The organism is Weizmannia sp. CD-2023 (assembly GCF_036225245.1).
Taxonomy (GTDB): Bacteria; Bacillota; Bacilli; order Bacillales; family Bacillaceae_C; genus Weizmannia; species Weizmannia faecalis.
In genome coordinates, this window is the sequence record NZ_JARTJQ010000084.1 from 26,909 (window position 1) to 50,107 (window position 23,199).

Annotated in this window: 20 protein-coding genes; all 20 read right to left on the reverse strand. The window is 49.2% G+C overall.

Annotated features, from left to right (window positions below):
- Positions 1 to 397: 397 nt before the first annotated feature.
- The 20 genes from dapA to P9687_RS12750 all read right to left on the reverse strand — a co-directional run bounded on the left by dapA (position 398) and on the right by P9687_RS12750 (position 23,064).
- A complete protein-coding gene (dapA, locus tag P9687_RS12655) occupies positions 398 to 1,270 on the reverse strand; it encodes a 4-hydroxy-tetrahydrodipicolinate synthase (protein WP_035188501.1) in 873 nt (290 codons plus the stop codon).
- A gap of 72 nt (positions 1,271 to 1,342) precedes the next feature.
- Positions 1,343 to 2,587 (reverse strand): aspartate kinase, encoded by a 1,245-nt coding sequence (gene dapG, locus P9687_RS12660; protein ID WP_035188499.1) that lies wholly within the window; start codon positions 2,585 to 2,587, stop codon positions 1,343 to 1,345.
- A 268-nt stretch (positions 2,588 to 2,855) separates the two neighbouring features.
- Positions 2,856 to 3,902, reverse strand: a complete 1,047-nt coding sequence (locus P9687_RS12665; RefSeq protein WP_026104627.1) for an aspartate-semialdehyde dehydrogenase — start codon at positions 3,900 to 3,902, stop codon at positions 2,856 to 2,858.
- A gap of 104 nt (positions 3,903 to 4,006) precedes the next feature.
- Complete coding sequence (locus P9687_RS12670; RefSeq protein WP_168985999.1) at positions 4,007 to 4,612, reverse strand: dipicolinate synthase subunit B; 606 nt, start codon at positions 4,610 to 4,612, stop codon at positions 4,007 to 4,009.
- Complete coding sequence (gene dpaA / locus P9687_RS12675) at positions 4,603 to 5,511, reverse strand: dipicolinic acid synthetase subunit A (protein ID WP_258435310.1); 909 nt, start codon at positions 5,509 to 5,511, stop codon at positions 4,603 to 4,605. Before dpaA ends, P9687_RS12670 begins: the two co-directional genes overlap by 10 nt.
- Positions 5,512 to 5,630: 119 nt before the next feature.
- Complete coding sequence (locus P9687_RS12680; RefSeq protein ID WP_014095405.1) at positions 5,631 to 5,876, reverse strand: YlmC/YmxH family sporulation protein; 246 nt, start codon at positions 5,874 to 5,876, stop codon at positions 5,631 to 5,633.
- A gap of 66 nt (positions 5,877 to 5,942) precedes the next feature.
- Positions 5,943 to 7,181 (reverse strand): M16 family metallopeptidase, encoded by a 1,239-nt coding sequence (locus P9687_RS12685; protein WP_014095406.1) that lies wholly within the window; start codon positions 7,179 to 7,181, stop codon positions 5,943 to 5,945.
- A 24-nt stretch (positions 7,182 to 7,205) separates the two neighbouring features.
- Entirely contained in the window at positions 7,206 to 8,312 is a 1,107-nt protein-coding gene (locus P9687_RS12690; RefSeq protein ID WP_328228531.1) for a polysaccharide deacetylase family protein, read from the reverse strand.
- A complete protein-coding gene (gene pnp, locus P9687_RS12695) occupies positions 8,312 to 10,426 on the reverse strand; it encodes a polyribonucleotide nucleotidyltransferase (protein ID WP_014095408.1) in 2,115 nt (704 codons plus the stop codon). Before pnp ends, P9687_RS12690 begins: the two co-directional genes overlap by 1 nt.
- Before the next feature lie 230 nt (positions 10,427 to 10,656).
- Positions 10,657 to 10,926, reverse strand: coding sequence for a 30S ribosomal protein S15 (gene rpsO, locus P9687_RS12700; protein ID WP_013859138.1), 270 nt, complete (start codon positions 10,924 to 10,926; stop codon positions 10,657 to 10,659).
- Between the two features lie 112 nt (positions 10,927 to 11,038).
- Complete coding sequence (gene ribF, locus P9687_RS12705; protein WP_014095409.1) at positions 11,039 to 12,001, reverse strand: bifunctional riboflavin kinase/FAD synthetase; 963 nt, start codon at positions 11,999 to 12,001, stop codon at positions 11,039 to 11,041.
- A gap of 68 nt (positions 12,002 to 12,069) precedes the next feature.
- Positions 12,070 to 12,972 carry a tRNA pseudouridine(55) synthase TruB gene (gene truB / locus P9687_RS12710; RefSeq protein ID WP_014095410.1) on the reverse strand — a complete coding sequence of 301 codons (903 nt, stop codon included), beginning with the start codon at positions 12,970 to 12,972 and terminating at the stop codon, positions 12,070 to 12,072.
- 92 nt (positions 12,973 to 13,064) lie between these two features.
- Positions 13,065 to 13,412, reverse strand: a complete 348-nt coding sequence (rbfA, locus tag P9687_RS12715; protein ID WP_013859135.1) for a 30S ribosome-binding factor RbfA — start codon at positions 13,410 to 13,412, stop codon at positions 13,065 to 13,067.
- Positions 13,413 to 13,426: 14 nt separating this feature from the next.
- Complete coding sequence (locus P9687_RS12720; RefSeq protein WP_014095412.1) at positions 13,427 to 13,705, reverse strand: DUF503 domain-containing protein; 279 nt, start codon at positions 13,703 to 13,705, stop codon at positions 13,427 to 13,429.
- On the reverse strand, positions 13,702 to 16,254 hold the full coding sequence (gene infB, locus P9687_RS12725; RefSeq protein WP_071451874.1) for a translation initiation factor IF-2: 2,553 nt from the start codon (positions 16,252 to 16,254) through the stop codon (positions 13,702 to 13,704). The genes P9687_RS12720 and infB overlap by 4 nt, the downstream gene beginning before the upstream one ends.
- A gap of 14 nt (positions 16,255 to 16,268) precedes the next feature.
- On the reverse strand, positions 16,269 to 16,577 hold the full coding sequence (locus P9687_RS12730; protein WP_013859131.1) for a YlxQ family RNA-binding protein: 309 nt from the start codon (positions 16,575 to 16,577) through the stop codon (positions 16,269 to 16,271).
- On the reverse strand, positions 16,574 to 16,867 hold the full coding sequence (rnpM, locus tag P9687_RS12735) for an RNase P modulator RnpM (RefSeq protein ID WP_014095415.1): 294 nt from the start codon (positions 16,865 to 16,867) through the stop codon (positions 16,574 to 16,576). Before rnpM ends, P9687_RS12730 begins: the two co-directional genes overlap by 4 nt.
- 12 nt (positions 16,868 to 16,879) lie before the next feature.
- Positions 16,880 to 18,079 (reverse strand): transcription termination factor NusA, encoded by a 1,200-nt coding sequence (gene nusA, locus P9687_RS12740; protein WP_168985998.1) that lies wholly within the window; start codon positions 18,077 to 18,079, stop codon positions 16,880 to 16,882.
- A gap of 42 nt (positions 18,080 to 18,121) precedes the next feature.
- The gene (gene rimP / locus P9687_RS12745) at positions 18,122 to 18,589 is read right to left on the reverse strand and encodes a ribosome maturation factor RimP (RefSeq protein WP_017551543.1); all 468 of its coding nucleotides are present in this window, start codon (positions 18,587 to 18,589) and stop codon (positions 18,122 to 18,124) included.
- A gap of 146 nt (positions 18,590 to 18,735) precedes the next feature.
- Complete coding sequence (locus P9687_RS12750) at positions 18,736 to 23,064, reverse strand: PolC-type DNA polymerase III (protein ID WP_035181738.1); 4,329 nt, start codon at positions 23,062 to 23,064, stop codon at positions 18,736 to 18,738.
- Positions 23,065 to 23,199: the final 135 nt, after the last annotated feature.

Here is a 23,199-nt window from a genome sequence, read left to right on the forward strand (position 1 = left end):
TTCCGTCCGATACGGCTTTGCGCATATTCAAGTTTCCGGCATAAAAATAAGCGGCCGGCTCTCCCGCCGCATCCCTTTAAAAACGTCATGCCTTGCATGAGGCGCCCGCACGATCACTTGCACCGTTCCAGTTCTATCGAAAAAGACTTTCTGAGCCCGTAAAAATAAATTGCTGTCCGATCCTTTCTCTTATGTATAGCTTAACCGAAAAGGGTATATCCGGTCAATGAAGAGCGTGTGATATTTCTATCGACAAATGCTGCCCATTTCCGCTATCTGCTGTTTGCCGGAAGATTCGCAGAAACGGGGCCTGTTTTCCTTTCCCGAAGCCGGTATGGGATCACTTAAGCAAAAGAAAACGGCCCTGTCCGTTTTTCCGGAAGGGCCGTTTTTTTGCTTAAAGATCGCCAAGCAGGCGGTGAATGGTTTCCCGTTCTTCTTTTGTTAACGGAACGAGCGGGAGGCGGACGCCGCCGACATCCATCCCTTTTAATTGCAAAGCGGTTTTGACCGGTGCCGGATTAGGCGCCATAAACAGGCCGCGCATCAATGAAAGCAGCTTTTGATGCAGTTTTGCCGCTTTTGTTACATCCCCGGCAAAAAAGGCTTGCACCATTTCCTGTAGGGCCGGGCCGGCAACATGGGAAGCAACCGAAATCACACCCGCCCCACCGATTGAAAGCACGGGAATTGTCAGGCCGTCATCCCCGCTGTACAATTCAAAATCATCCGGCGTACGGGCAATAATTTGCGCCATCGCATCCAAATTCCCGCTTGCTTCTTTTACTGCAACGATATTCGGGATTTTGGAAAGTTCGATGATCGTTTCCGGTTCAATATTGACAGCCGACCGGCCAGGGATATTGTAAATGACAACCGGGAGGCTGGTGGATTCCGCAATCGCTTTGAAATGGGCATACATACCGGCCTGGTTCGGTTTGTTATAATACGGGCCAACAGCCATGACGGCATCAACGCCGCATGATTCCGCACGCTTCGTCAATTCGATCGAAGCATACGTATTGTTGCTCCCTGTTCCGGCAATGACCGGCACCCGCCCGTCTGACGTTTTCACAACCTGCTTGAACAGCGCGGTTTTTTCCTCAGGCGAAAGTGTCGGGGATTCCCCCGTTGTTCCCGCAACAACCAAAGATTCTGTTCCGTTTTCAATTAAATAATCAACCAGCTTTGCCGCCTTTTGCAAATCCAGATTCCCTTTATGGTCAAAAGGCGTCACCATTGCCGTTGAAACTTTTCCGAAACGACTCATACTTACACTCCTCATCCTGCCGGGTTTTGCAAGTTGCAAGATGAAAACGCCCGGCAGAAAATCTTTCATTTTTTACGCATGAATTTCATACGTTTCCGTTTCGCTTTCTAAATTAAAGGCATCATGAAGGGCATTGACCGCTGTAACCAGATCTTCCTGCTTCACCAGCACCCAGATGGTTGTATGGCTGTCAGCAGACTGTAAAATCCGGATCCCTTTTTCGGAAAGCGCCGACACGATTTTATACGTGATACCCGGCACGCCCGCAATCCCGGCGCCGACAATCGATACTTTGGCGCAGTTCCGTTCAATTACCGGTTCATGCCCCAGTTTTTTCAGCACCGCTTCAGCCCGGTTTGCCACCTCTCCTGAAACCGTGTAGACAACGCTTGTCGGGGAAATATTGATAAAATCGACACTGATATTTTCAGCAGCCATCGCTTTAAACACAACCGTCTGCAAATCATACTGCCCGTCTTTTGCATATACTTTGATCTGTGAAACATTCGGTACATGCGCAATTCCGGTAACAATGCGTTCTTTTATATCGGTCCCGAGTTTCTGACGGTGGCTTAAAGATGTGACAAGCGTACCGATATCGTCGGAATAAGTGGACCGGATGCGGATCGGCACTTTCGACTGCATCGCGATTTCAACGGCGCGCGGATGGATCACTTTTGCGCCCTGATAAGCCATATTGCAGACCTCGTTATACGTGACAACCTGAAGCTTCCGCGCATTTTCAGCAATTCGCGGATCAGCTGTCATGATGCCTTCCACATCGGTAAAAATATCAATCCACTCCGCCTGAAGCGCAGCACCGAGCGCCGCAGCGGATGTGTCACTGCCCCCGCGTCCGAGCGTGGTGACGTCCCCGTTTTTTGCGGCTCCTTGAAATCCTGCAACGACGACAACATCGTGCAGTTTCAGTTCACGCAGGACACGGTCGCACTTCATGTCCGTGATTTTCGCATTGGTATGCTCCGCGTTCGTGTGGAAACCGGCTTGCGCGCCGGTCAGGGCACACGCACTGATGCCGTGTGCGTTTAACATATTGGCAAACACAAGGCTGGAGATGATTTCGCCGGTTGACAACAGTAAATCCTGCTCACGCCTGCTTAAACAGGTGTCGGATCCGCCAACGAGTGACAGGAGCGTATCTGTTGCATACGGTTCCCCTTTGCGACCCATCGCCGAAACGACGGCAACCACCTTATAGCCTTCTTCCAGCGCTTTTTCTACATGATGTTTGGCATGCATTCTTGCATCATGATCCCGTACGGATGTGCCGCCGAATTTTTGGACAACGATTTTCAATGAAGAACACCTCTGTTATGAACTGATAAATAAGAACAGTGATTCCGGTAACGTGCGGGCTTTGCCGGCCGTTTTTTTTGCCAAAGGCCGTTTTAAGGGCCGGCCGTTTTTAAACCGTTTCCTTCCCGGCCGGAAAGGAAACGGCATACGTGTCCATAAAATATATCAGGAAATGGAACCCTCTCCGATACCGGATTCCGGCATAACTTTTCTTTCCCTATATCTTATCACCAATATTGCAAAAAGGTCAGCCTAAATTGTCCACAAATCAGATGAGCCCCATCCTGATCAGGCTTTCCGCAATCTGGATGGAATTTGAGGCAGCGCCTTTCAGCAAATTGTCGGAAACAACCCACATATGGAATCCGTTGTCTTCATCCGGGTCTTTGCGGATCCGCCCGACAAATGTGTCATACTTGCCGACCGCATTGACGGCCATCGGGTAAATCTGTTCTTCGGGGCGGTCTTCCAGTACAACACCAGGTGCAGACGCGAGCACTTCCCGGATCTGCCCAGCATTTATGCCGTCCTTTTCGGTTTCAAAATAAACCGATTCCGAGTGGCCGGTTGCAACCGGAATCCGGACGCATGTGGCGGAAACTTTTAATTCCGGCATATGCATGATTTTTTTCGTTTCGTTGATCATTTTCATTTCTTCAAATGTAAAGCCGTTGTCCGTAAACACATCGATTTGCGGGATGGCATTAAACGCAATCTGGTAATGCTTTTTGTCACCTTTTACCGGCAGTACATGCGGCTCGTAAGTCTGCCCTTCAAGCAACGCCTTCGTCTCGTCGTTCAGCTCCTGGATGGCAGCCGCGCCCGAACCGGAGACAGCCTGGTACGTGGAAACGAGCACCCGCTTCAGGCCGAAATTTTTGCGGACGGGTTCCAACGCAACAACCATCTGGATCGTCGAGCAGTTCGGATTGGCGATGATGCCGTTATGTTTTTGAATGTCTTCTTCGTTTACTTCCGGGACCACAAGCGGCACTTCTGGGTCCATGCGGAAGGCGCTCGTATTGTCAATGACAATTGCCCCGCGTTTCACCGCTTCCGGCGCAAACTTTTTCGACACGCTCCCGCCTGCGCTGAAAAGGGCGATATCCACTCCTTCAAAGCTTTCCGGCACCGCTTCTTGGACCGTAATTTCTTCCCCGTTTACCGTTATTTTTTTGCCGGCGGAACGCGAAGATGACAGCAGCGTCAATTTGTTATACGGAAATTTGCGGTTTACCAAAGTTTTAATCATTTGCTGGCCGACAGCGCCGGTTGCCCCGACAACAGCTACGTGATAACCTGATGTGTTTGCCATTGGCGTATTCCCCTTCCAATTCCAAAACCAAATTCATTTTTATAGCTATTATTGTATCACAAGTCTTCCGGCACCGTGTGTATTTTTTTAATTTTAAATCGGTTTCAATTTGATTTTCCGTTGCGGAAACGTTCGACAATGACAGGCTGGATTTGTTTCCCCTCGAGTGCAAGCGAAACCGTATCGACAAGGGCAGTCATTCTCGCCACCATTGAATTCGGTTTGTTGACCGGGTCGTCCTGCCCGTACGGAATAAAATAGATGTTTTTCGTTGCCATCAGCCGCATCAAATTCACGCCGTTTAATCCGAGCGCATCATTGGTCGAAATGCCGAGCACAACCGGTTTCAAATTGCGGAGCGTCGCTTTTGCCGCCATTAGCACTGGGGAATCAGTGAGTGCATTAGCCAGCTTGCTCATCGTAAATCCGGTCAGGGGCGCAATCACCATGCAGTCAAGCGGCAAGGTTGGCCCGAGCGGCTCGGCTTCAACAATCGAATCAATCGCTTTTTGCCCGGTGCATTTTTCGATTTTTTCCACCCATTCCGAGCCTTTGCCGAATCTTGTATCCGTCGTTTTCACTGTGTGCGTGACAACCGGGATGACTTCTGCCCCCAATGCCACGAGCTTTTCAATTTCAGGAAAAACAGCCGCGTAAGTGCAATGGGAGCCGGTTAAGCCGAAGCCGATTCTTTTACCCTTTACATCCATGGCGATGACCCCTTTCTTTTTAAAACGTCTTCTTCAATCAGCCGGCCGAGCACATTTCCGAGTATCCGCCCAGCTGTTTTTGGCGCGACAATGCCGGGCAGGCTCGGTGCCAGCATCGCTTTAATGCCGCGCTTTTCGGCATATCGGAAATCCGTCCCGCCCGGTTTGGAGGCAATATCCAGAATGAGCGTATGCGAAGGCATCTTTTGGATAACGGATGCATTGACGATCAAGTGTGGAACCGTATTAATGCAGATGTCAATGTCTTTTACTTCCTGTTCAAGATCGTTTAAATGAAAAGGCGCAAGTCCCATCTCCGTTATCCTCGCAAGATGTTCGCTTTTTCTCGCGCCGACTTTCACCTTCGCACCGAGATAGTGGAAAGCACGGGCAACGCTCATTCCGACCCTGCCAAGGCCGAGGACGGCAACGTTTGAGCCGTGAATCGTAAATTCCGTGTTCTGGATGGCCATCATGATCGTTCCTTCAACGGTCGGAATCGAATTATAGATGGCCACATCGTCCCGTTCGAATAGTTTCACAAGGCGGCGGCCCGCTTTTTTCGCAATTTGTTCCAAATAAGGATTACTGATGCCGGTATAGATTGTAAAATAAGGCGGCGTTTCAGCCAGCATATCACCGGTCAGCACAACTTCTTCGTTTGAAAAAATCAAATCGATTTTCCCGTCATCCGCTGTCCCGGTAATCGGCAAAATGACGCAATCCATTTCCGAAAACCGGATATCTTTAAATTTTTCTTTCGTGACGCCGGAATACACAAAATCAAGCTGTTCAAATCCGATCAATGAAATTTTCGCATCGAGATCCGCAAGTTTCCGGATCACTTCCAATTGGCGCGCATCTCCGCCTATGATGGCAATTTGGACGCCGGTCAACAAATGCCTCACCTTCTTTTCCATGTGCATGGGGAATTCCCCATATCTTATGGCGGCAGCATGTTTTTTGTGAAAAAAGGCAAAGAAAAATGCCGGAATACCCGGCATGCTTCTTTGCCTTTTTAATAGCTGTACTGGTTTTCAGGCACTTCCAAAATCATCATATCGGCACCAATCGTTCTGATCCGGTTCCACGGGACGCGGATCTCGTTCGCCTGTTTTTTAAACCGCCTTCCGACCGGGATGATCAGGGCCTCCACTTTTCCGCTCGCTTCATCAATTTCAAGGTCCGTTGCGCCCAATACCCCGAGCCGTTCCGCTTTTTTAAAATCGACCATTTCTTTTCCGCTGAGTTCGCTGAGCCGCATATTCCCCCTTCTTTCTCTCATGGACTGATTCCATTTTATGCGGGGGATGGAAAAGATATGCCGTCTTTAAGACAACCGCTCCGGCAATTTTCCGTCCGGGCTGATTAAAGATGCCGAATACGGTTTGGAGAAAATCTCCCTCGCACAAGCATTGACTTTTTCCACGGTGACACGGTCGATTTCCTCGAGCATTTCATCAAGCGAACGGTGCTTCTTTAATAACAGTTCGTTCTTTCCGTTCCGGCTCATGCGGCTGTTCGTGCTTTCCAGGCTGAGCATGAGGTTCCCTTTTAACTGTTCCTTGCAGTTTCGCACTTCTTTTTCTGTTACCCCTTTTGCTTTCAGCGTCTGCAGCGTCTCCTGCACCGTCTCAAACAGCTCGTCCAATTGGGAGGCGCCCGTTCCGCCGTAAATCGTTAAAATGCCGCTGTCCTTATAGGCGGTATGGTAGGAATACACCGAATATGCAAGCCCCCGCTGTTCCCGCACATTTTGGAAAAGGCGGGAGGACATGCTGCCGCCTAATATATTATTCAGGACAATCAGCTCATAAATATCGTCACTGCCGATTTTCTTCCCCTCAAATCCGAGGCAGAGATGGGCCTGTTCTGTTTCTTTTTTGCGCGCAAGGTCATTCGTATGAAAAACGGCCGTTTCGCCGCCTGTCTCTTCCTTCCCGCCTTCATAGGAACCGAACAACGCTTCAATCTCCTTTACGAAAGACGGCAGCACATTGCCGGCAACGGAGACGACAACGCGGTCAGGGGTATACATATCATATACATATTGATGGAGATCGTCGCTCGTAAACGATGCAAGCGTTTCTTCCGTCCCTAAAATCGGATAGCCGAGCGGATGGTTTTCATAAATGGCCTTGCCAAGCAAATCGTGGACAATATCGTCCGGCGTATCTTCATACATTTTGATTTCTTCATTGACAACGCTTTTTTCGCGTTCCATTTCATCTTCTGAAAAAGTGGAGTGGAAAAACATGTCCGACAGAATTTCAAGCGCGAGCGGTGCATGCGTGTCGAGCACTTTCGCATAAAAGCATGTATATTCTTTCGACGTAAAAGCATTCACCTGGCCGCCAATGGCATCAAAGGCCTCGGCAATGTCTTTTGCGCTCCTTTTTTCCGTCCCTTTGAAAAACATATGCTCAAGAAAATGGGAAATGCCATTGTTTTTTTCATTTTCATTTCTCGAACCGGTGCCGATCCAAATGCCGATCGCAACCGAACGGACAGTTGGAATTTCTTCCAGTACAATCCTCAAGCCGTTATGGCAAGTATATTTTTGTATCATGTTGTGCCTCCTCGCAGTCTCATTTCACTCTGTGCCGTCTTTTGTATCAGCGGGATCCTTTTCGCTGTTTAAAAATGTTCCGTCCTCATTTTTAATGATTCTTTCCTCATCGAGCAATTTTGAAACGGTTCCGACTTGTAAATTTTTCTTTTCCAGCCTGGCAATCAACGGTTCCAACGCTTTCGCTGTAGAAGCGGTCGGATGCATTAAAATAAGCGAACCGCCCTGTGCTTTCGCAGTCACGCGCTCTACAATCGTCTCCGGGGAGGGGTTCTGCCAGTCGACCGTATCGACCGTCCACATGATCGCTTCCATTCCCATTGATTTTGCGATGCTTACCGCTTCATCCCGGTAACTGCCGCTTGGCGGGGCAAACCACTTCACTTTTTCTTCCGTAATCGCTTCAAGCACCCGGTTTGTCTTCACCAGCTGGCTTTTGATCTTTGATTCCGGCAAAGTGCTAAAATCGGGGTGGGTATAGGAATGGTTCCCGGTTTCATGCCCGCCGCTTACAATCATGCGGGCAAGCTCAGGGTTTTCTTTTGCCCATCGCCCCTCTAAGAAAAAGGTAGCATGAAGATGATGCTTTTTTAAAGTTTTTAGCATATCCGGCAAATATTCATTCCCCCATGCGACATTGATTAAAAAAGCAACCATTGGTTTATCCGGATTTCCCGTATAGACGGGGGCCGGGTCCAGATCTTTAAGGTGGACGGCAGGGGGAATTTGTTTAAATACCAGTTTGCGTTCGTCGTAACGGCCGTCCTGTTTCATTTTCGAGTAAGAAGCTTTTTTGTCCACTTCCACCCCGTTATAGCCGGGGATCGCCTTCCAAACCCTGTCAATCTTGGCATTTTCCGGCGGACGGTAAAACCGTTCTGCAGCCTGTTCAATTTTTTCCTGAAGCTCGTTCTCTTTTGTGCTAAAGGCGGCCCGCTCCTGCAAATACCGGGTGGAAAGCGGATTTCCCGCAAGCAACAATGCTAGAATAGCAATCAAGCCAAGCGCAATCAAGCGTTTTGCTTTATTCACGTTATTTTCCCCCTTCTTTAAAAAAAGTATGAAAAGGGAAAGGGGCATAGAACGGGCGCGCGGGACAAATAAAAAAAGCCAGGGCTCCCTGACTTTCATCACGATTTATTTTCTTTTTTTTGCTGCTCCTTTAAAACAGCTTTGCGGGAAAGGTTGATGCGCCCGTGGCTGTCAATATCCGTCACTTTGACCAGAATTTCATCGCCGATTTTGACAACATCTTCGACTTTCCGGACGCGTTCTTCGGCGAGTTCGGAAATGTGGACAAGGCCGTCTTTGCCGTTAAAGATTTCCACAAAAGCGCCAAATTTTTCGATCCGTTTTACTTTACCGAGATAAACCTTGCCGACTTCGACTTCCCGGACAATATCCTCAATCAATTTCTTCGCTTTGTTGTTTGCCTCTTCGTCCGTCGAAGAAATAAAGATGGTGCCATCCTGTTCAATGTCAATTTTCACGCCGGTTTCGTCAATGATTTTATTGATTTGTTTACCGCTTGGCCCGATGACGTCGCGGATTTTATCCGGATGAATGGTCATCGTTAAAATCTTCGGCGCATAGACGGACAAATGGTCACGTGTTTTCGAAATCGTCGACATCATATGGTCGAGAATCTGCATTCTGCCCTTTCTCGCCTGCTGCAACGCTTCTTCCAGTATCTCCCTTGACAGTCCTGCAATTTTAATATCCATTTGCAGCGCGGTGACGCCCTTCGACGTGCCGGCCACTTTAAAGTCCATATCGCCGAGATGGTCTTCCATGCCCTGGATATCGGTTAAAATCGTATAATGTTCGCCGGATTTCACAAGCCCCATCGCAATCCCAGCAACCGGCGCTTTAATCGGAATGCCGGCATCCATCATGGCAAGGGTGGATGCGCAAATGCTTGCCTGTGAAGTGGAGCCGTTCGATTCGAGCACCTCGGATACAAGCCGGATCGTGTACGGAAATTCTTTTTCATCCGGAATGACCGGTTCCAGCGCACGTTCACCCAGTGCCCCGTGCCCGATTTCGCGGCGGCCCGGCCCTCTCATTGGCCCGGTTTCCCCGACGCTGAATGAAGGGAAATTGTAATGGTGCATAAACCGTTTTGACTCTTCAATGCCGAGCCCGTCCAAAATTTGCACGTCGCCTAAAGCGCCTAACGTACAAATGCTTAAAGCCTGTGTTTGCCCGCGGGTAAACAACCCGGAACCGTGCGTGCGCGGCAAAACCCCGACTTCGGAGGAAAGCGGCCGGATTTCATCGATTTTGCGGCCGTCCGGGCGAATTTTATCGACCGTGATCAGCTTGCGGACTTCTTCTTTTTCAATATCGTGCAAAATTTGTTTAACCTGCTTGACCGTTTCTTCATCGGCTTCTTCTGCTTCAAATTGGGCAAGCACCTCATCGCCCACTTTTCTGATCGCTTCTTCGCGCGCTTTCTTCTCATGAACCTGGATGGCTTCAATCATTTTTTTCCGGCACATGCCGCTGACTTTTTCCACCAGTTCTTCGTCAAGTTCGAACAATTCGACAGCCATTTTCTCTTTTCCGATTTCTGCCACAATTTTTTCCTGGAAAGCAATCAGGCGCTTGATTTCCTCATGCCCGAACATGATCGCTTCAAGCATCACTTCTTCCGGCACTTCTTTCGCACCCGCTTCAACCATATTAATGGCGTCTTTTGTGCCGGCAACGGTTAAATGGATGTCGCTTTTTTCCATCTGTTCCACGGTCGGGTTGATGAGGAACTTGCCGTCCACCCTTCCGACGATGACGCCGGCAATCGGGCCTTCAAACGGAATATCGGAGACGGAAAGTGCGAGCGAAGACCCGAGCATCGCGGCCATTTCCGGCGTGCAGTCCTGGTCGACGCTCATGACCATACTGACAACCTGCACTTCATTGCGGAAGCCGTCGGCAAAGAGCGGGCGGATCGGCCTGTCAATCAGCCGACTTGACAAAATGGCTTTTTCGCTCGGGCGCCCTTCTCTTTTGATAAAGCCGCCCGGAATTTTCCCGACAGCATATAGCCGTTCCTCATAATTTACGGTCAGTGGAAAAAAGTCCACATTTTTCGGTTCTTTAGAAGCAGTTGCTGTACTGAGGACAGCCGTTTCGCCGTAACGGACGAGCGCAGCACCGTTTGCCTGCTTTGCGAGCTGGCCGATCTCCACGGTGAGCGGGCGGCCAGCCCAATCTATCGTATAGGTATGTTTATCCTGTACCATACAGATGAAAATCTCCTTTCTTTTTGCCTATATTGTTTCACATTTATGCAAAGATAAGCACGGGTAATGATTCAAAAACGAATCAACCGTTTGCTATGTATGTACAAGCCGCGCCAGGTCAGTGCAAAAACCCAGCGGCAATTTGAAATACATCTGTTCCCAAAATTAAGGAAGGAAAAACACATTGCAAAAAAGCGGGAATACTCCCGCTTTTTTGCATTCTGCATTTTTTATCGGCGCAAGCCCAGCCGGTTAATCAATTCACGGTAACGATGCACATCTTTATTGCGCAGATAGGTCAACAAATTACGCCGTCTCCCTACCATTTTCATCAAGCCGCGGCGTGAATGGTGGTCTTTTTTATGGACACGTAAATGATCGTTCAATTTGTTGATTTCTTCTGTCAATACAGCAATTTGCACTTCCGGAGAACCGGTATCGTTCTCGTGGATTTTAAATTGGTTGATGATTTCATTTTTACGTTCTTTTGAAATCGCCATCCTGTTCACCTCCTCTGTTTCCTATCCCCTGTTGCCGAGCAGGCGTCGGTGAGTCGCGCTGCCAAGCACAGGTTCCGGTACTGTAATAGAATACTACTTTTTCGCACAAAACTCAAGTAGCAGTTCCCTGTTTTTCAAAGTAACGCCTTGCTGCCGTTTCATCCCGTTTCATTTCTTCAATCAAGTCCTCCACGCGGGCGAACTTTTTCTCTTCGCGGATGCGCGCAAGCCATTTGACAACTGCTTCTTCCCCGTAAATGGTATCGGAAAAATCAAGCAGATACACTTCTGTCGTTTTTTCATATTCTTCCGGATTTTTAAACGTAGGATTGTAGCCAATGCTGCATAAGCCGTTATGCCACGTATCCGCGACCTTCATTTGCACAATGTATACCCCGTTTGGCGGCAGCATATACGACGCGGTAAGCTTTAGATTTGCCGTTGGAAACCCGAGCTGTCGTCCCCGCTTCTCCCCATGGACGACAATGCCTTTGATCTCATAATCGCGCCCGAGCAGCGGCTTCACTTCCCCGACTTTTCCTTCCCTGATTTTTGACCGGATCAGGGTGGAGCTGACTTTTTCCCCGGTATTTTCAAGGGCCAGTTTTTCAATCACCGTAATCCCGAACCTGCCGTTTGCATATTCAGGGAGATTCTCCATATTGCCTTTCCCGAATTTGCCGTATGTATAATCAAAACCAGCAACAACATGTTTCACACCGAGTGCGGCCAGATATTGGTCGACAAATTGCTGCGGCAAAAGAGACGCAAAACGGGAGGTAAAACGGACGACGAACAGATAATCGACACCCAGTTTTTCAATCAACTTGATCTTGTCTTCAAGCGGTGTAATCAGTTCAATGCCATCCTTTTTCTTTCCCAGCACAATAGAAGGATGGGGTTCAAATGTCATGACGGCGCTTTTCCATCCGTTTTTTTCAGCGATCCCGCGGGCTGTTTTAATCACTTTCTGATGTCCGAGATGGATGCCGTCAAAATAACCCAATGCGATGGCAAGCGGCGGAAAATCGCCGGGTTTAAAGGAATGGGGATGATGGACCGTTATTGTTTTCAAAATTCCTCACCTTTTCCCTTTTACAAATTGAAGCAGCCGCCTTCCTTGTTTTATACCCGGAAGGCTTTTTATATCACTTTCGCCGGTTTGATAAAGCCGGGCCTGCCGGAATGCGCCACGTATACCGCGAGTATTTTTCCGCGGAAAAAGACAGCAAGCCTGTCTCCTGTTTCCGGCCAGGTCTCCGGTTTTTTCAACACGGCACCGTTCTTTACTTTCTCTGCTAATGTATCACTAATTTCCCATTTCGGCAAATGGCGGATCCCGGCCTCGAGCGGGTAGAGCAGGCTTTCCCTGTCGCCGGTTTCCGCGGCTTTTTCAATCTCCTGAAAGGTGGCGCATTGTTCCTTTGAAAAACCGCCTGCTTCAATTCTTGTAAGATTGGACATATGTGCCGGATAGCCGAGCTTTTCTCCGATCATAACAGCAAGCGTGCGGATATAGGTGCCTTTGCTGCATGAAGCGCGGAAACGGAACGACACAACCGGCCCTTCAAAATATTCCCGCCCGTCCAATAGTTCAAGGCTGTAAATTTGCACATTCCTTTTAGGGCGTTCCACTTCGATGCCCGCCCGCGCATATTCATACAACCTTCTTCCGTTCACCTTGACGGCGGAAAACATCGGCGGGATCTGGGTAATATGCCCGGTAAACGAAGCGAGTGCGGCTAAAATTTCTTCCCGGCTGATCGGCCGGCTAATTTCCTTTTTTTCAATGATATCGCCGGAAGCATCTTCTGTCGTCGTTGAAATCCCGATCGTTGCTTCACCTTCGTAAGTTTTGCCGGCATCCTGAAGGTATTCGGCAATCTTTGTCGCACGCCCGATGCAAACCGGGAGGACCCCTTCCACATCCGGATCAAGCGTGCCGGTATGGCCTGCTTTTTTTGTGCCGAAAAGCTTCCGGATTTTAAAAACACAGTCATGGGAAGTCATCCCCGCCGGTTTCCAGAGCGGTAAAATGCCATCCATGGCGCCACTTCCTTTCGCAAATCCAATAGAATCACTCAAAAAAAGGAAACTTACCGAACCGTGTTCCGGCTCCGATCAGTTTCCTGAAACATTCATTCATCCGTGTCATGGATTTTTTTGATCAGCGTCTCAATGCGGTTGCCGTATTCGATGGATTCATCGATTTCAAAAATCAGTTCAGGCGTTTTGCGGAGCCGGATCCTTTTGCCAACTTCCGAGCGGATAAAGCCTTTTGCTTTTTCCAGGCCGTCAAGGGTGTCTTTCTTTTGTTCCTCATCGCCGAGGACGGTGAGGTACACTTTTGCCTGCTGAAGATCGCCTGTTACTTCCACATCGGTTACAGTGACAAAGCCGACACGCGGATCTTTTAGTTTTCGCCCGATAATGTCGCTCAGCTCTTTTTTCATTTGCTCGCCAACCCTATTTGCACGAAGATTCATCAATCACACCTCATTTATAGCCATTCAATATTTGTTTCAAGACGCTCCCATTCAGGGAAGGAATCCAGAAAGAGAATTGCCCGCTGCAATTCTCTTTCAGCCGCCGCCCGGCTTGAAGCAACGGTCACGACTTCAACGAGGGTCCGCTGCCAGGCATCCTGGAAATCCATTTCACCGGCTGCAACATTATATTTTTGCTTTAGCCGCGTCAATATTCTTTGCAGCACTGCCCTTTTTTCTTTCAATGAACGGGCATCATAAATGCGAAATTCGCAACGGGCGCTCCCAATCATGCTCTTTCAATTTCCTCCATGATAAAGGACTCGATGACATCTCCTTCTTTGATGTCATTAAAGTTTTTAATCGTAATCCCGCATTCATATCCCTGGTTGACTTCTTTCACATCATCTTTATAGCGTTTCAGCGTATCAATTACACCTTCATAAATGACCACGCCGTCACGGATGACGCGCACGCCGCTGTCACGGGTGATTTTTCCGTCGGTGACATAGCCGCCCGCAATCGTGCCGATCCGTGATACTTTAAACGTCTGTCGCACTTCAACCTGGCCGATGATTTTTTCTTTGTATTCCGGATCAAGCATCCCTTTCATGGCAGATTCGATTTCTTCGATCGCTTTGTAGATAATGCGGTGCAGGCGGATATCCACTTTTTCCGTTTCGGCTGCGCGTTTGGCGTTATTATCCGGGCGGACGTTAAAGCCAATAATAATCGCATTCGAAGCGGAAGCAAGCGTCACATCGGATTCATTAATCGCGCCGACGCCCGTATGGATAACGTTAATGTTGACGCCCTCCACATCAATCTTTTGCAAAGCGGCGGTCAATGCTTCTACAGAGCCTTGCACATCCGCTTTGACAATCACATTTAATTCTTTCATTTCCCCTTGCTTCATTTGCTCAAACAACGTGTCAAGGCTGACGCGCGCGGTTTCGTTACGGTGCGCCTGGACAGCCTGTTGTTTCCGTGCTTCCCCGACCTGGCGGGCTGTTTTCTCATCTTCAAAGACAACAAAACGGTCGCCGGCTTCCGGTACATCATTTAAACCGGTAATTTCAACAGGCGTGGACGGCCCTGCTTCTTTCACGCGACGGCCGAGATCATTGACCATCGCACGGACGCGCCCGTAAGTGTGACCGACTACAATCGGGTCGCCGATGCGCAAAGTGCCGTTTTGTACGAGCAAAGTGGCAACCGGGCCCCTGCCTTTATCAAGGCGCGCTTCAATAACCGAACCGAGTGCGCGGCGGTTCGGGTTTGCTTTCAGTTCTTCCACTTCGCTGACAAGCAAAATCATTTCAAGCAGATTGTCAATCCCTTCACCGGTTAGAGCAGAAATCGGGACAAAAATCGTATCCCCGCCCCAGTCTTCCGGAACCAGATTGTATTCCGTCAGTTCCTGCATGACTCGTTCGGGGTTCGCTGTCGGTTTATCAATTTTATTGACCGCAACAATGATCGGAACGCCGGCTGCTTTCGCATGGTTAATGGCTTCCACTGTCTGCGGCTTCACGCCGTCATCGGCAGCAACAACAAGCACGGTAATGTCCGTCACTTGCGCCCCCCGCGCACGCATTGTTGTAAAGGCTTCATGCCCCGGCGTGTCTAAAAATGTAATTTTTTTGCCGCCTACTTTCACCTGGTATGCACCGATATGCTGGGTAATCCCGCCTGCTTCTCCGGCGGTGACTTTTGTATGGCGGATGGAATCGAGCGTTGTCGTTTTCCCATGGTCAACATGGCCCATAATGGTGACAACCGGCGGGCGGACTTCGAGGTCTTCTTCACGGTCTTCCGTAAAATACGTTTCCAGATCCGTCTGGTCAACGATCACTTTTTCTTCCACTTCAACGCCGTATTCCGAAGCAATCAGTTCAATGGCGTCTTTGTCAAGCTGCTGGTTGATCGTTGCCGCAACGCCGAGCAGGAACAGTTTTTTAATAATTTCGGAAGGTTCCCTGTAGAGCTTCTTCGCAAGTTCCGCAACGGTCAGCGATTCTGTGAACGTAATTTTTTCAGGCAGTTCTTTTACCTTTTGGACCGGCTGCGGCTGCGGTTTGAAGTTTTTATTTTTCCGGTTATTTTTCTTTTGTTTGTTAAACGGCCGTCCGTTGTTGCCGCGGTTTCCGTTATTGCTACGGTTGCCATTGCCGCTGTTGCGGTTATTCCCGTTGTTCCGGCTGTTCCCGCTGTTTTGATTATTCCTGTTGTTGCCCGCGGCTTGGGTGTTTCCATTGCTCCGGTTATTGCTTGTGTTCTGACTGTTTCCGTTATTCCGGTTGTTACTTGCAGCCTGGCTGTTTTCGTTATTCCGGTTGTTGCTTGCGGCCTGGGTGTTTCCATTGCTCCGGTTGTTGCCGCCGGTTTGGCCGTTCCTGTTATTCCGATTGTTGCCGCCCGTTCTGCTCTTCCCATCGCTGCGGTTGCTGCCGCCAGAGCGGTTATTGTTATTGTTTCTGCTGTTTCCGTTATTCCCTTGGTTTTTGCTGTTTTGGCCGTTTCCGTTTGCCCGGTTTTCGCCGTTTCCGTGATTCGGCTTCTGGTTTTCGCGCCGGGTGCGGTTTTCGGGTTTGTTTCCTTGTCGGTCCCCGGTTTCGGACCTGGTGCTTCTTTCATTTCTGGTCGGCCCGTTTTGCCCGTTTTTCTTGCCATCCTGCTGATTTTTGCCGCTGTAAACCGTATCCAGCTTCCTTACTGTTTCCCCATCGATCATTGACATATGATTGGATACCTCTATATTCATTTGTTTTAGTTTCGTGATAATTTCCTTACTTGATGTATGATGAGCTTTCGCATATTCGTAAACACGTATTTTGCTCATGTCGTCACCCCCACCTATGATTCATCGAGCAGTTCAGCAAGTTTTTCCGCAAATCCGCGGTCACTTACGGCAACTGCGACTCTCGCCTCTTTCCCAATGGCTTTTCCAAGCATTTCCCTCGTCTCTATCCACCGTACCGGTACATGATAGAAACGGCATTTGTCTAACATTTTTTTTGACGTATTGGATGAGGCATCTTTTGAAAGCAATACAAGTTTTGCCTGGCCTGCCCGGATTTCTTTCAGGACAGGCTCCTCTCCCGAAACGATCTTTCCTGCCTTGAACGCAAGGCCTAAAAGGGACATTGCCTGCTTCCCGTTCATGATTTTTGTTTATTCTCCTTTTTTTCCTTTTGAATAAACGCGATGATTTCATCATAAAAAGCATCTTCTACAGCGGCACCAAGATGGGATGAGAGAATATTTTTTTTCTTTGCCAACAGCACCGCTTCTTCGTCTTTTGAAAGATAGGCGCCTCTTCCTGACTTTTTCCCGGTCGGGTCAATCGAAACATCGCCTTCCTTGGAACGGACGATACGGACCATTTCTTTTTTCGGTTTCATTTCTCCCGTTGCTACGCATTTTCTCATCGGAATTTTCTTACGTGTCGCCATCAGCCCCACTCCTTATTCGATCTCTTCATCTTTCCCGCCATTTTCAGGCAGATCCGCTTCTTTCGCATCCGGTACGGCCAGTGCTTCGGAAGTGTGGCCGGCATCATCGTCATCAAAAAGCCCCGGTGTTTCCCCGTCTATGTCACCATTGGTTTCAGAACGCGGATAAATGCCTGACTCCCTTGCATCCGTTTCGCTCTTAATATCAATTTTCCAGCCTGTGAGTTTCGCGGCAAGCCGGGCGTTTTGGCCGCGTTTCCCGATTGCAAGCGACAGCTGGTAATCCGGAACGATAACCGTTGTAGCCTTATTGTTTTCGTCAACAAGCACATCAAGCACTTTCGCAGGGCTTAACGCATTTGCTACAAATTTAGCCGGGTCGTCCGACCATTTTACAATATCAATCTTTTCCCCGTGAAGTTCATTTACAATCGCCTGGACGCGCTGCCCTTTAGGCCCGACGCATGCGCCGACAGGATCAACCTCCGGGCGGTCGGTGTAAACCGAAATTTTCGAACGGTCCCCTGCTTCGCGGGCGATCGAACGGATTTCTACGATGCCATCGTAAATTTCCGGCACTTCAAGTTCAAACAGCCGTTTTAAAAGGCCGGGATGGGTGCGCGAGACAAAAATTTGCGGCCCCTTTGTTGTCCGTTCGACTTTTGTAATGTAGACCTTAATCCGGTCATGCGGGTTGTACGTTTCATTCGGGGATTGTTCCCCCGGCGGCAGCAGTGCTTCTGTTTTTCCGAGGCTGACATACGTAAAACGCGGATCTTTCCGCTGCACAATCCCGGTCATGACCTCGTCTTCACGGTCGATAAATTGATTGTAAATGATTCCCCGTTCCGCTTCCCGGACGCGCTGCGTGACAACCTGTTTTGCTGTCTGTGCGGCGATCCGGCCAAAATCTTTCGGCGTGACTTCCAATTCGACAACATCGCCGATTTCATAAGACGGATTGATTTTCTGGGCATCTTCAAGCGAAATTTCAAGGCGCGGGTCAAATACTTCTTCAACCACGTCTTTACGCGCGAACACACGGATCGTCCCGTTCGCCAGATTTAAATCCGTCCTTACATTCTGTGCCTGGTTAAAATTGCGGCGGTATGCCGATACAAGCGCGGCTTCGATGGCTTCAACGAGCACATCCCGCGAAATTCCTTTTTCTTTTTCAAGTATCGTAAGCGCATCTACCAGTTCTGAGCTCATGGAAATTGGATCCCCCTTCATTTTTTGAAAAATGATGCATTTTTAAAATTCAACGGCAAGCCGTGCGTTGGCCACTTTGTCATACGGAATTTCCTTCTCGATTTTCTTCGTTTTCACTTTACATTCTAATGTTAGGCACCCGTTGTGAAAAGCAATCAATTTTCCCTGGAACGTTTTCTCCCCGTCAAGCGGTTCATACGTTTTCACGAGGACGGTCCGGCCGACAGCACGTTCAAAGTCACGCGCTTTTTTTAACGGGCGTTCCGCACCCGGGGAGGAAACCTCAAGGAAATAATTATGGGGAATCGGGTCCGCTTCATCGAGCTTTTCCCCGAGCCGTTCGCTGACGAGCCCGCATTCTTCGATATCGACCCCGTTTTCTTTGTCAATATAAACACGAAGAAACCAGTTTTTTCCTTCTTTGACGTATTCGATATCAACAAGTTCAAGGCCGAGCCCTTCCACAACCGGGGATGCCAGTTGTTCCACCACTTCAACGACTTTACTCATGCTGACCTCCTCAAAAATCCGATTTAAAACACGAAAGAGCGGGGTGATGGCCCCACTCTTTCGCACGAGCGTTTATCCGTAGTATTTCCATAAAAAACTATACCATAACAGGCAAAAAAAAGCAAACAGCGGGCCTTAACCCGTATTTAGAAAAGCGACAGCTGGTTCTGCTCCGGCAGCGACTCTAAGCAGCCGTGCCCGTCAAGGTATTCCATAATCGTTTTGGAGACTTTTCCGCGGCGCTGCAAGTCTTCTTTTGAAAGGAATTCACCTTCTTCGCGCGCTTTTACGATATTGACCGCAGCGTTTGTACCAAGACCCGGAATCGCATTAAACGGCGGAATGAGCGAATCGCCGTCAATGACAAACTTGTCTGCTTCCGACCGGTACAAATCAATCGGCTGGAAGCGGAAGCCGCGCGCCGTCATTTCAAGCGCCAGTTCGAGCACGGTCAGCAAACTTTTCTCCTTCGCCGATGCGTCCATCCCTTTTGCATTAATTTCACTGATTTTTGCCTTGATGGAATTCGAACCGTGGATCATGACATCGAGATCGAAATCCTCCGCGCGCACCGTAAAATACGTCGCATAGTAGATCAGCGGATGGTACACCTTGAAGTAAGCGATCCTTACCGCCATCAGCACATAGGCGGTGGCGTGGGCTTTCGGGAACATGTATTTAATCTTTTTGCACGATTCAATATACCAATTTGGCACGTTTTGCTTGATCATTTCTTCTTCCATTTCAGGCGTGAGCCCTTTCCCTTTCCGTACCGATTCCATAATTTTAAAAGCAAGGGACGGCTCTAAGCCCTGATAGATTAAATAGACCATAATATCGTCCCGGCAGCCGATTACTTCAGGCAGGGTGCAGGTGCCGTTTTGGATCAGTTCCTGGGCGTTGCCGAGCCATACGTCCGTTCCGTGCGAAAGCCCTGAAATCTGGACCAGTTCGGCAAAAGTCGTCGGTTTTGTATCTTCCAGCATCTGGCGCACAAACTTTGTGCCAAATTCCGGAATGCCGAGCGTGCCGGTTTTGCACATAATCTGCTCTTCCGTAACCCCGAGCGGTTCCGGCCCGCTGAAAATTTTCATCACTTCCGGGTCATCGGTCGGGATCGTTTTCGGGTCAATCCCGCTTAAGTCCTGGAGCATGCGGATGACGGTCGGATCATCGTGCCCGAGTATATCAAGCTTCAAAATATTATCGTGGATCGAGTGGAAATCAAAATGCGTTGTCCGCCATTCCGAATTGTGATCGTCCGCCGGATACTGGATCGGCGTAAAATCGTATATATCCATATAATCCGGGACGACGATAATGCCGCCCGGATGCTGGCCGGTCGTCCGTTTCACCCCGGTGCAGCCTTGGACAAGCCGGTCAATTTCAGCGCTCCGGAATGTCAGATTATGGTCCTGGGCATACCCTTTTACATAGCCGTAGGCCGTTTTTTCCGCAACCGTGCCGATCGTGCCGGCACGGTATACATACTCTTCGCCGAACAGCACTTTTGTATAGGCGTGGGCGCGCGGCTGGTAATCACCCGAAAAGTTCAGGTCAATATCCGGCACCTTGTCCCCTTTAAAGCCAAGGAACGTTTCAAACGGAATATCATGGCCGTCTTTTTTGTATTTTGCTCCGCACGCCGGGCAGTTTTTATCCGGCAGGTCAAAACCGGAACCGACCGAACCGTCATTGAAAAACTCGGAATGCTTGCAGTTCGGGCACACATAATGCGGTGGGAGCGGGTTGACTTCGGTGATTTCCGTCATCGTTGCAACAAGCGAAGAGCCGACAGACCCCCGCGAACCGACAAGGTAACCGTCATTCAATGATTTCTTGACAAGTTTATGGGCAATCAGATAAATGACCGCAAATCCGTGACCAATAATGCTTTTTAGCTCTTTTTCAAGCCGTGCTTCGACAATTTCGGGAAGTGGATCCCCGTAAATCCTTTTCGCGCGCTTATAGCTTTGCTCGCGGATTTCTTCTTCCGCCCCTTCAATTTTCGGCGTGTACAACTCATCTTTTACCGGCTTGACGTCCTCGATTAAGCCGGCAATTTTATTCGTGTTGTCAACCACGATTTCTTTTGCCTTTTCTTCGCCTAAAAACGAGAAGCATGCAAGCATTTCATCCGTCGTGCGGAAATGCACGTCCGGCAGCCGGTGCCGGTTCAGCGGATTGGCACCGCCCTGGGAGCTGATCAGGATTTTCCGGTAAATTTTGTCTTCGGGGTTTAAATAATGGACATTGCCTGTTGCGACAACCGGCAGATTTAATTTTTCCCCGAGCCTGACGATTTTCGTGATGATTTCTTCAAGCGCCTTTTCATCCCTTATCAGTTCCTGGTCGATGAGCGGGGCGTACACTTCTTTCGGATGGACTTCAAGATAATCATAAAAGCGGGCGATCTCCTCTACTTCCGCCGGATCTTTCTGCATCATGCCTTCAAATACTTCGCCTTTGTCACAGCCGGACCCGACGAGAATGCCTTCCCGGTACTTTTGCAGCTCGGAACGCGGAATACGCGGCACACGGTAAAAGTAATCGATATGGGAAAGAGAAATCAGTTTAAATAAATTTTTCAAGCCTTCCTGCGTCCGGACAAGCAGCGTGCAGTGCGACGGGCGCGCCCGCTTGTACGCGCCGCCTTCCCCCATATACTGGTTCAGCTCGTCATGGTATGTGATCCCCCGGTTACGGGCGTCTTTCAGCATTTTTAAAAAGATTTGTCCTGTTGCTTCCGTATCGTAGATTGCGCGGTGGTGCTGGGTCAGTTCCACATTGAATTTTTTCGCGAGCGTGTTCAGCCGGTAGTTTTTGAAATCCGGATATAAAAACCGTCCGAGTTCGAGCGTATCAATGACGGGGTTATTGGATTTCGGCAGCCCGGCTTTTTTCAGGCCAACGTTTAAAAACCCGATGTCGAACGAAGCATTGTGGGCTACAAGCACCGCGTCGCCAATCCATTCATTGTATTCTTTCAACACTTCGGAAATGTCCGGCGCATCTTTTAACATATCGTCGGTAATATGGGTCAGCTCAATAATCGTATTGGACAGCGGACGTCCGGGATTGGCAAACCGTTCAAACGTATCGACCACTTCGCCGTCTTGGATTTTCACCGCAGCGATTTCGATGATCGTATCATAAACGGCAGATAATCCCGTTGTTTCAACGTCAAAGACGACATATGTCGCTTCATCAAGGTGGACGTGCGCATCATTATAGGCAATCGGCACCCCGTCGTCGACAAGATTGGCTTCAACGCCGAAGATGACTTTTATACCGTTCTTTTTGCCGGCGCTGTAAGCTTCCGGAAAACTTTGCGCGACGGCGTGGTCTGTGATCGCAATCGCCGGATGGCCCCATTTTTTTGCCTGGGCGACAAGGGTAGACGCGGAAGTGACCGCATCCATCTGGCTCATCGGCGTATGGAGATGGAGTTCGACCCGCTTCTCATTTTCCGGCGCATGGTCTTTCCGGACGCGCGGGGCTACTTCAGAAAGATCGTTGGCGATCATGACCAGATCACGGACAAACGTATCGTTCTGGATGCTGCCGCGCGCACGCAGCCACATCCCTTTCTTCACGCGGGCAAATTGTGCGGCATCTTCCTTATCCCGCGAAAACATCTTCACGAGAATGGAGCTCGTATAATCGGTGATTTTTAACGTCAAAAGCGTCCGCCCGCTGCGCAGTTCTTTCGTTTCGACGTCAAACACATAGCCTTCCACCGTAATCCGCCGTTCTTCATCAACAATCTCGGAAAGGCGGCGGATATCATCATCGGGCGGGATTCTCAGCCCGATCATAAGCGGTCCCGCGTCGTGCGTTTCTTCCCCGCTCTGTTGCTCATTCACGTGCTTCTGCATTTCGAGAACGGCCTGTTTTGCCCGTTCCTCATCTTCTTTTTTCTTTTCTTCCATAAATTTGGCGTATGCTTCACTTGCTTCAGGTGCCGCCGAAATTTCCGTGTCAAACATCAGCTGCGGAAAACCGGCCCGTTCGTAAAAACGGACGATCCATTCCCCGTATTTTTGTTTTAATGTCGCTGCTTCCGGTTCATTGCGGCCGGTTACCACCAGCTTATTGCCGGAAAGTGACGGCACCTGCTCCGCAAGTAGGGACAAAAGCATCGGCGACATGCCTTCCAGTTCTCCTAGGCACGCTTTCCAGTAATCGGCAATCAGCGCCGGCCCAAAAGAAGGGTCTTTCGCCCGGATTGAAAAACGGACGTCGGCAATATGCTGAAAAGCCTGGCGCAAACGGGTTGTAAATGTCAAGTACACTTCAAAGGGGAGAATTTTTTCGAGCAAAAAATAAAAATGCCATCGCTTTGACTGGCGTTCCACAACTAGTTTTTCAATTTCTCCGTATTTAAAATGCTCGTAAAACCTGTCATCAAGCAGTTCCAGCTGCCGGAGCAAAATCTGGAACCTTTCTTTCTTTCCGGCGGGATTTTCAATCATCTTGTCCTCTCCCATCCTTTTTCATTCAATCTATCTTTATCTTAAAAAACAAGCGTCCCGAATGCAATCTTTCCGGAATTTTTCCCGGTAGTGTTGAAAGGTTCGGGTGTTGAAATTTTCCAGGCAAAACATTTT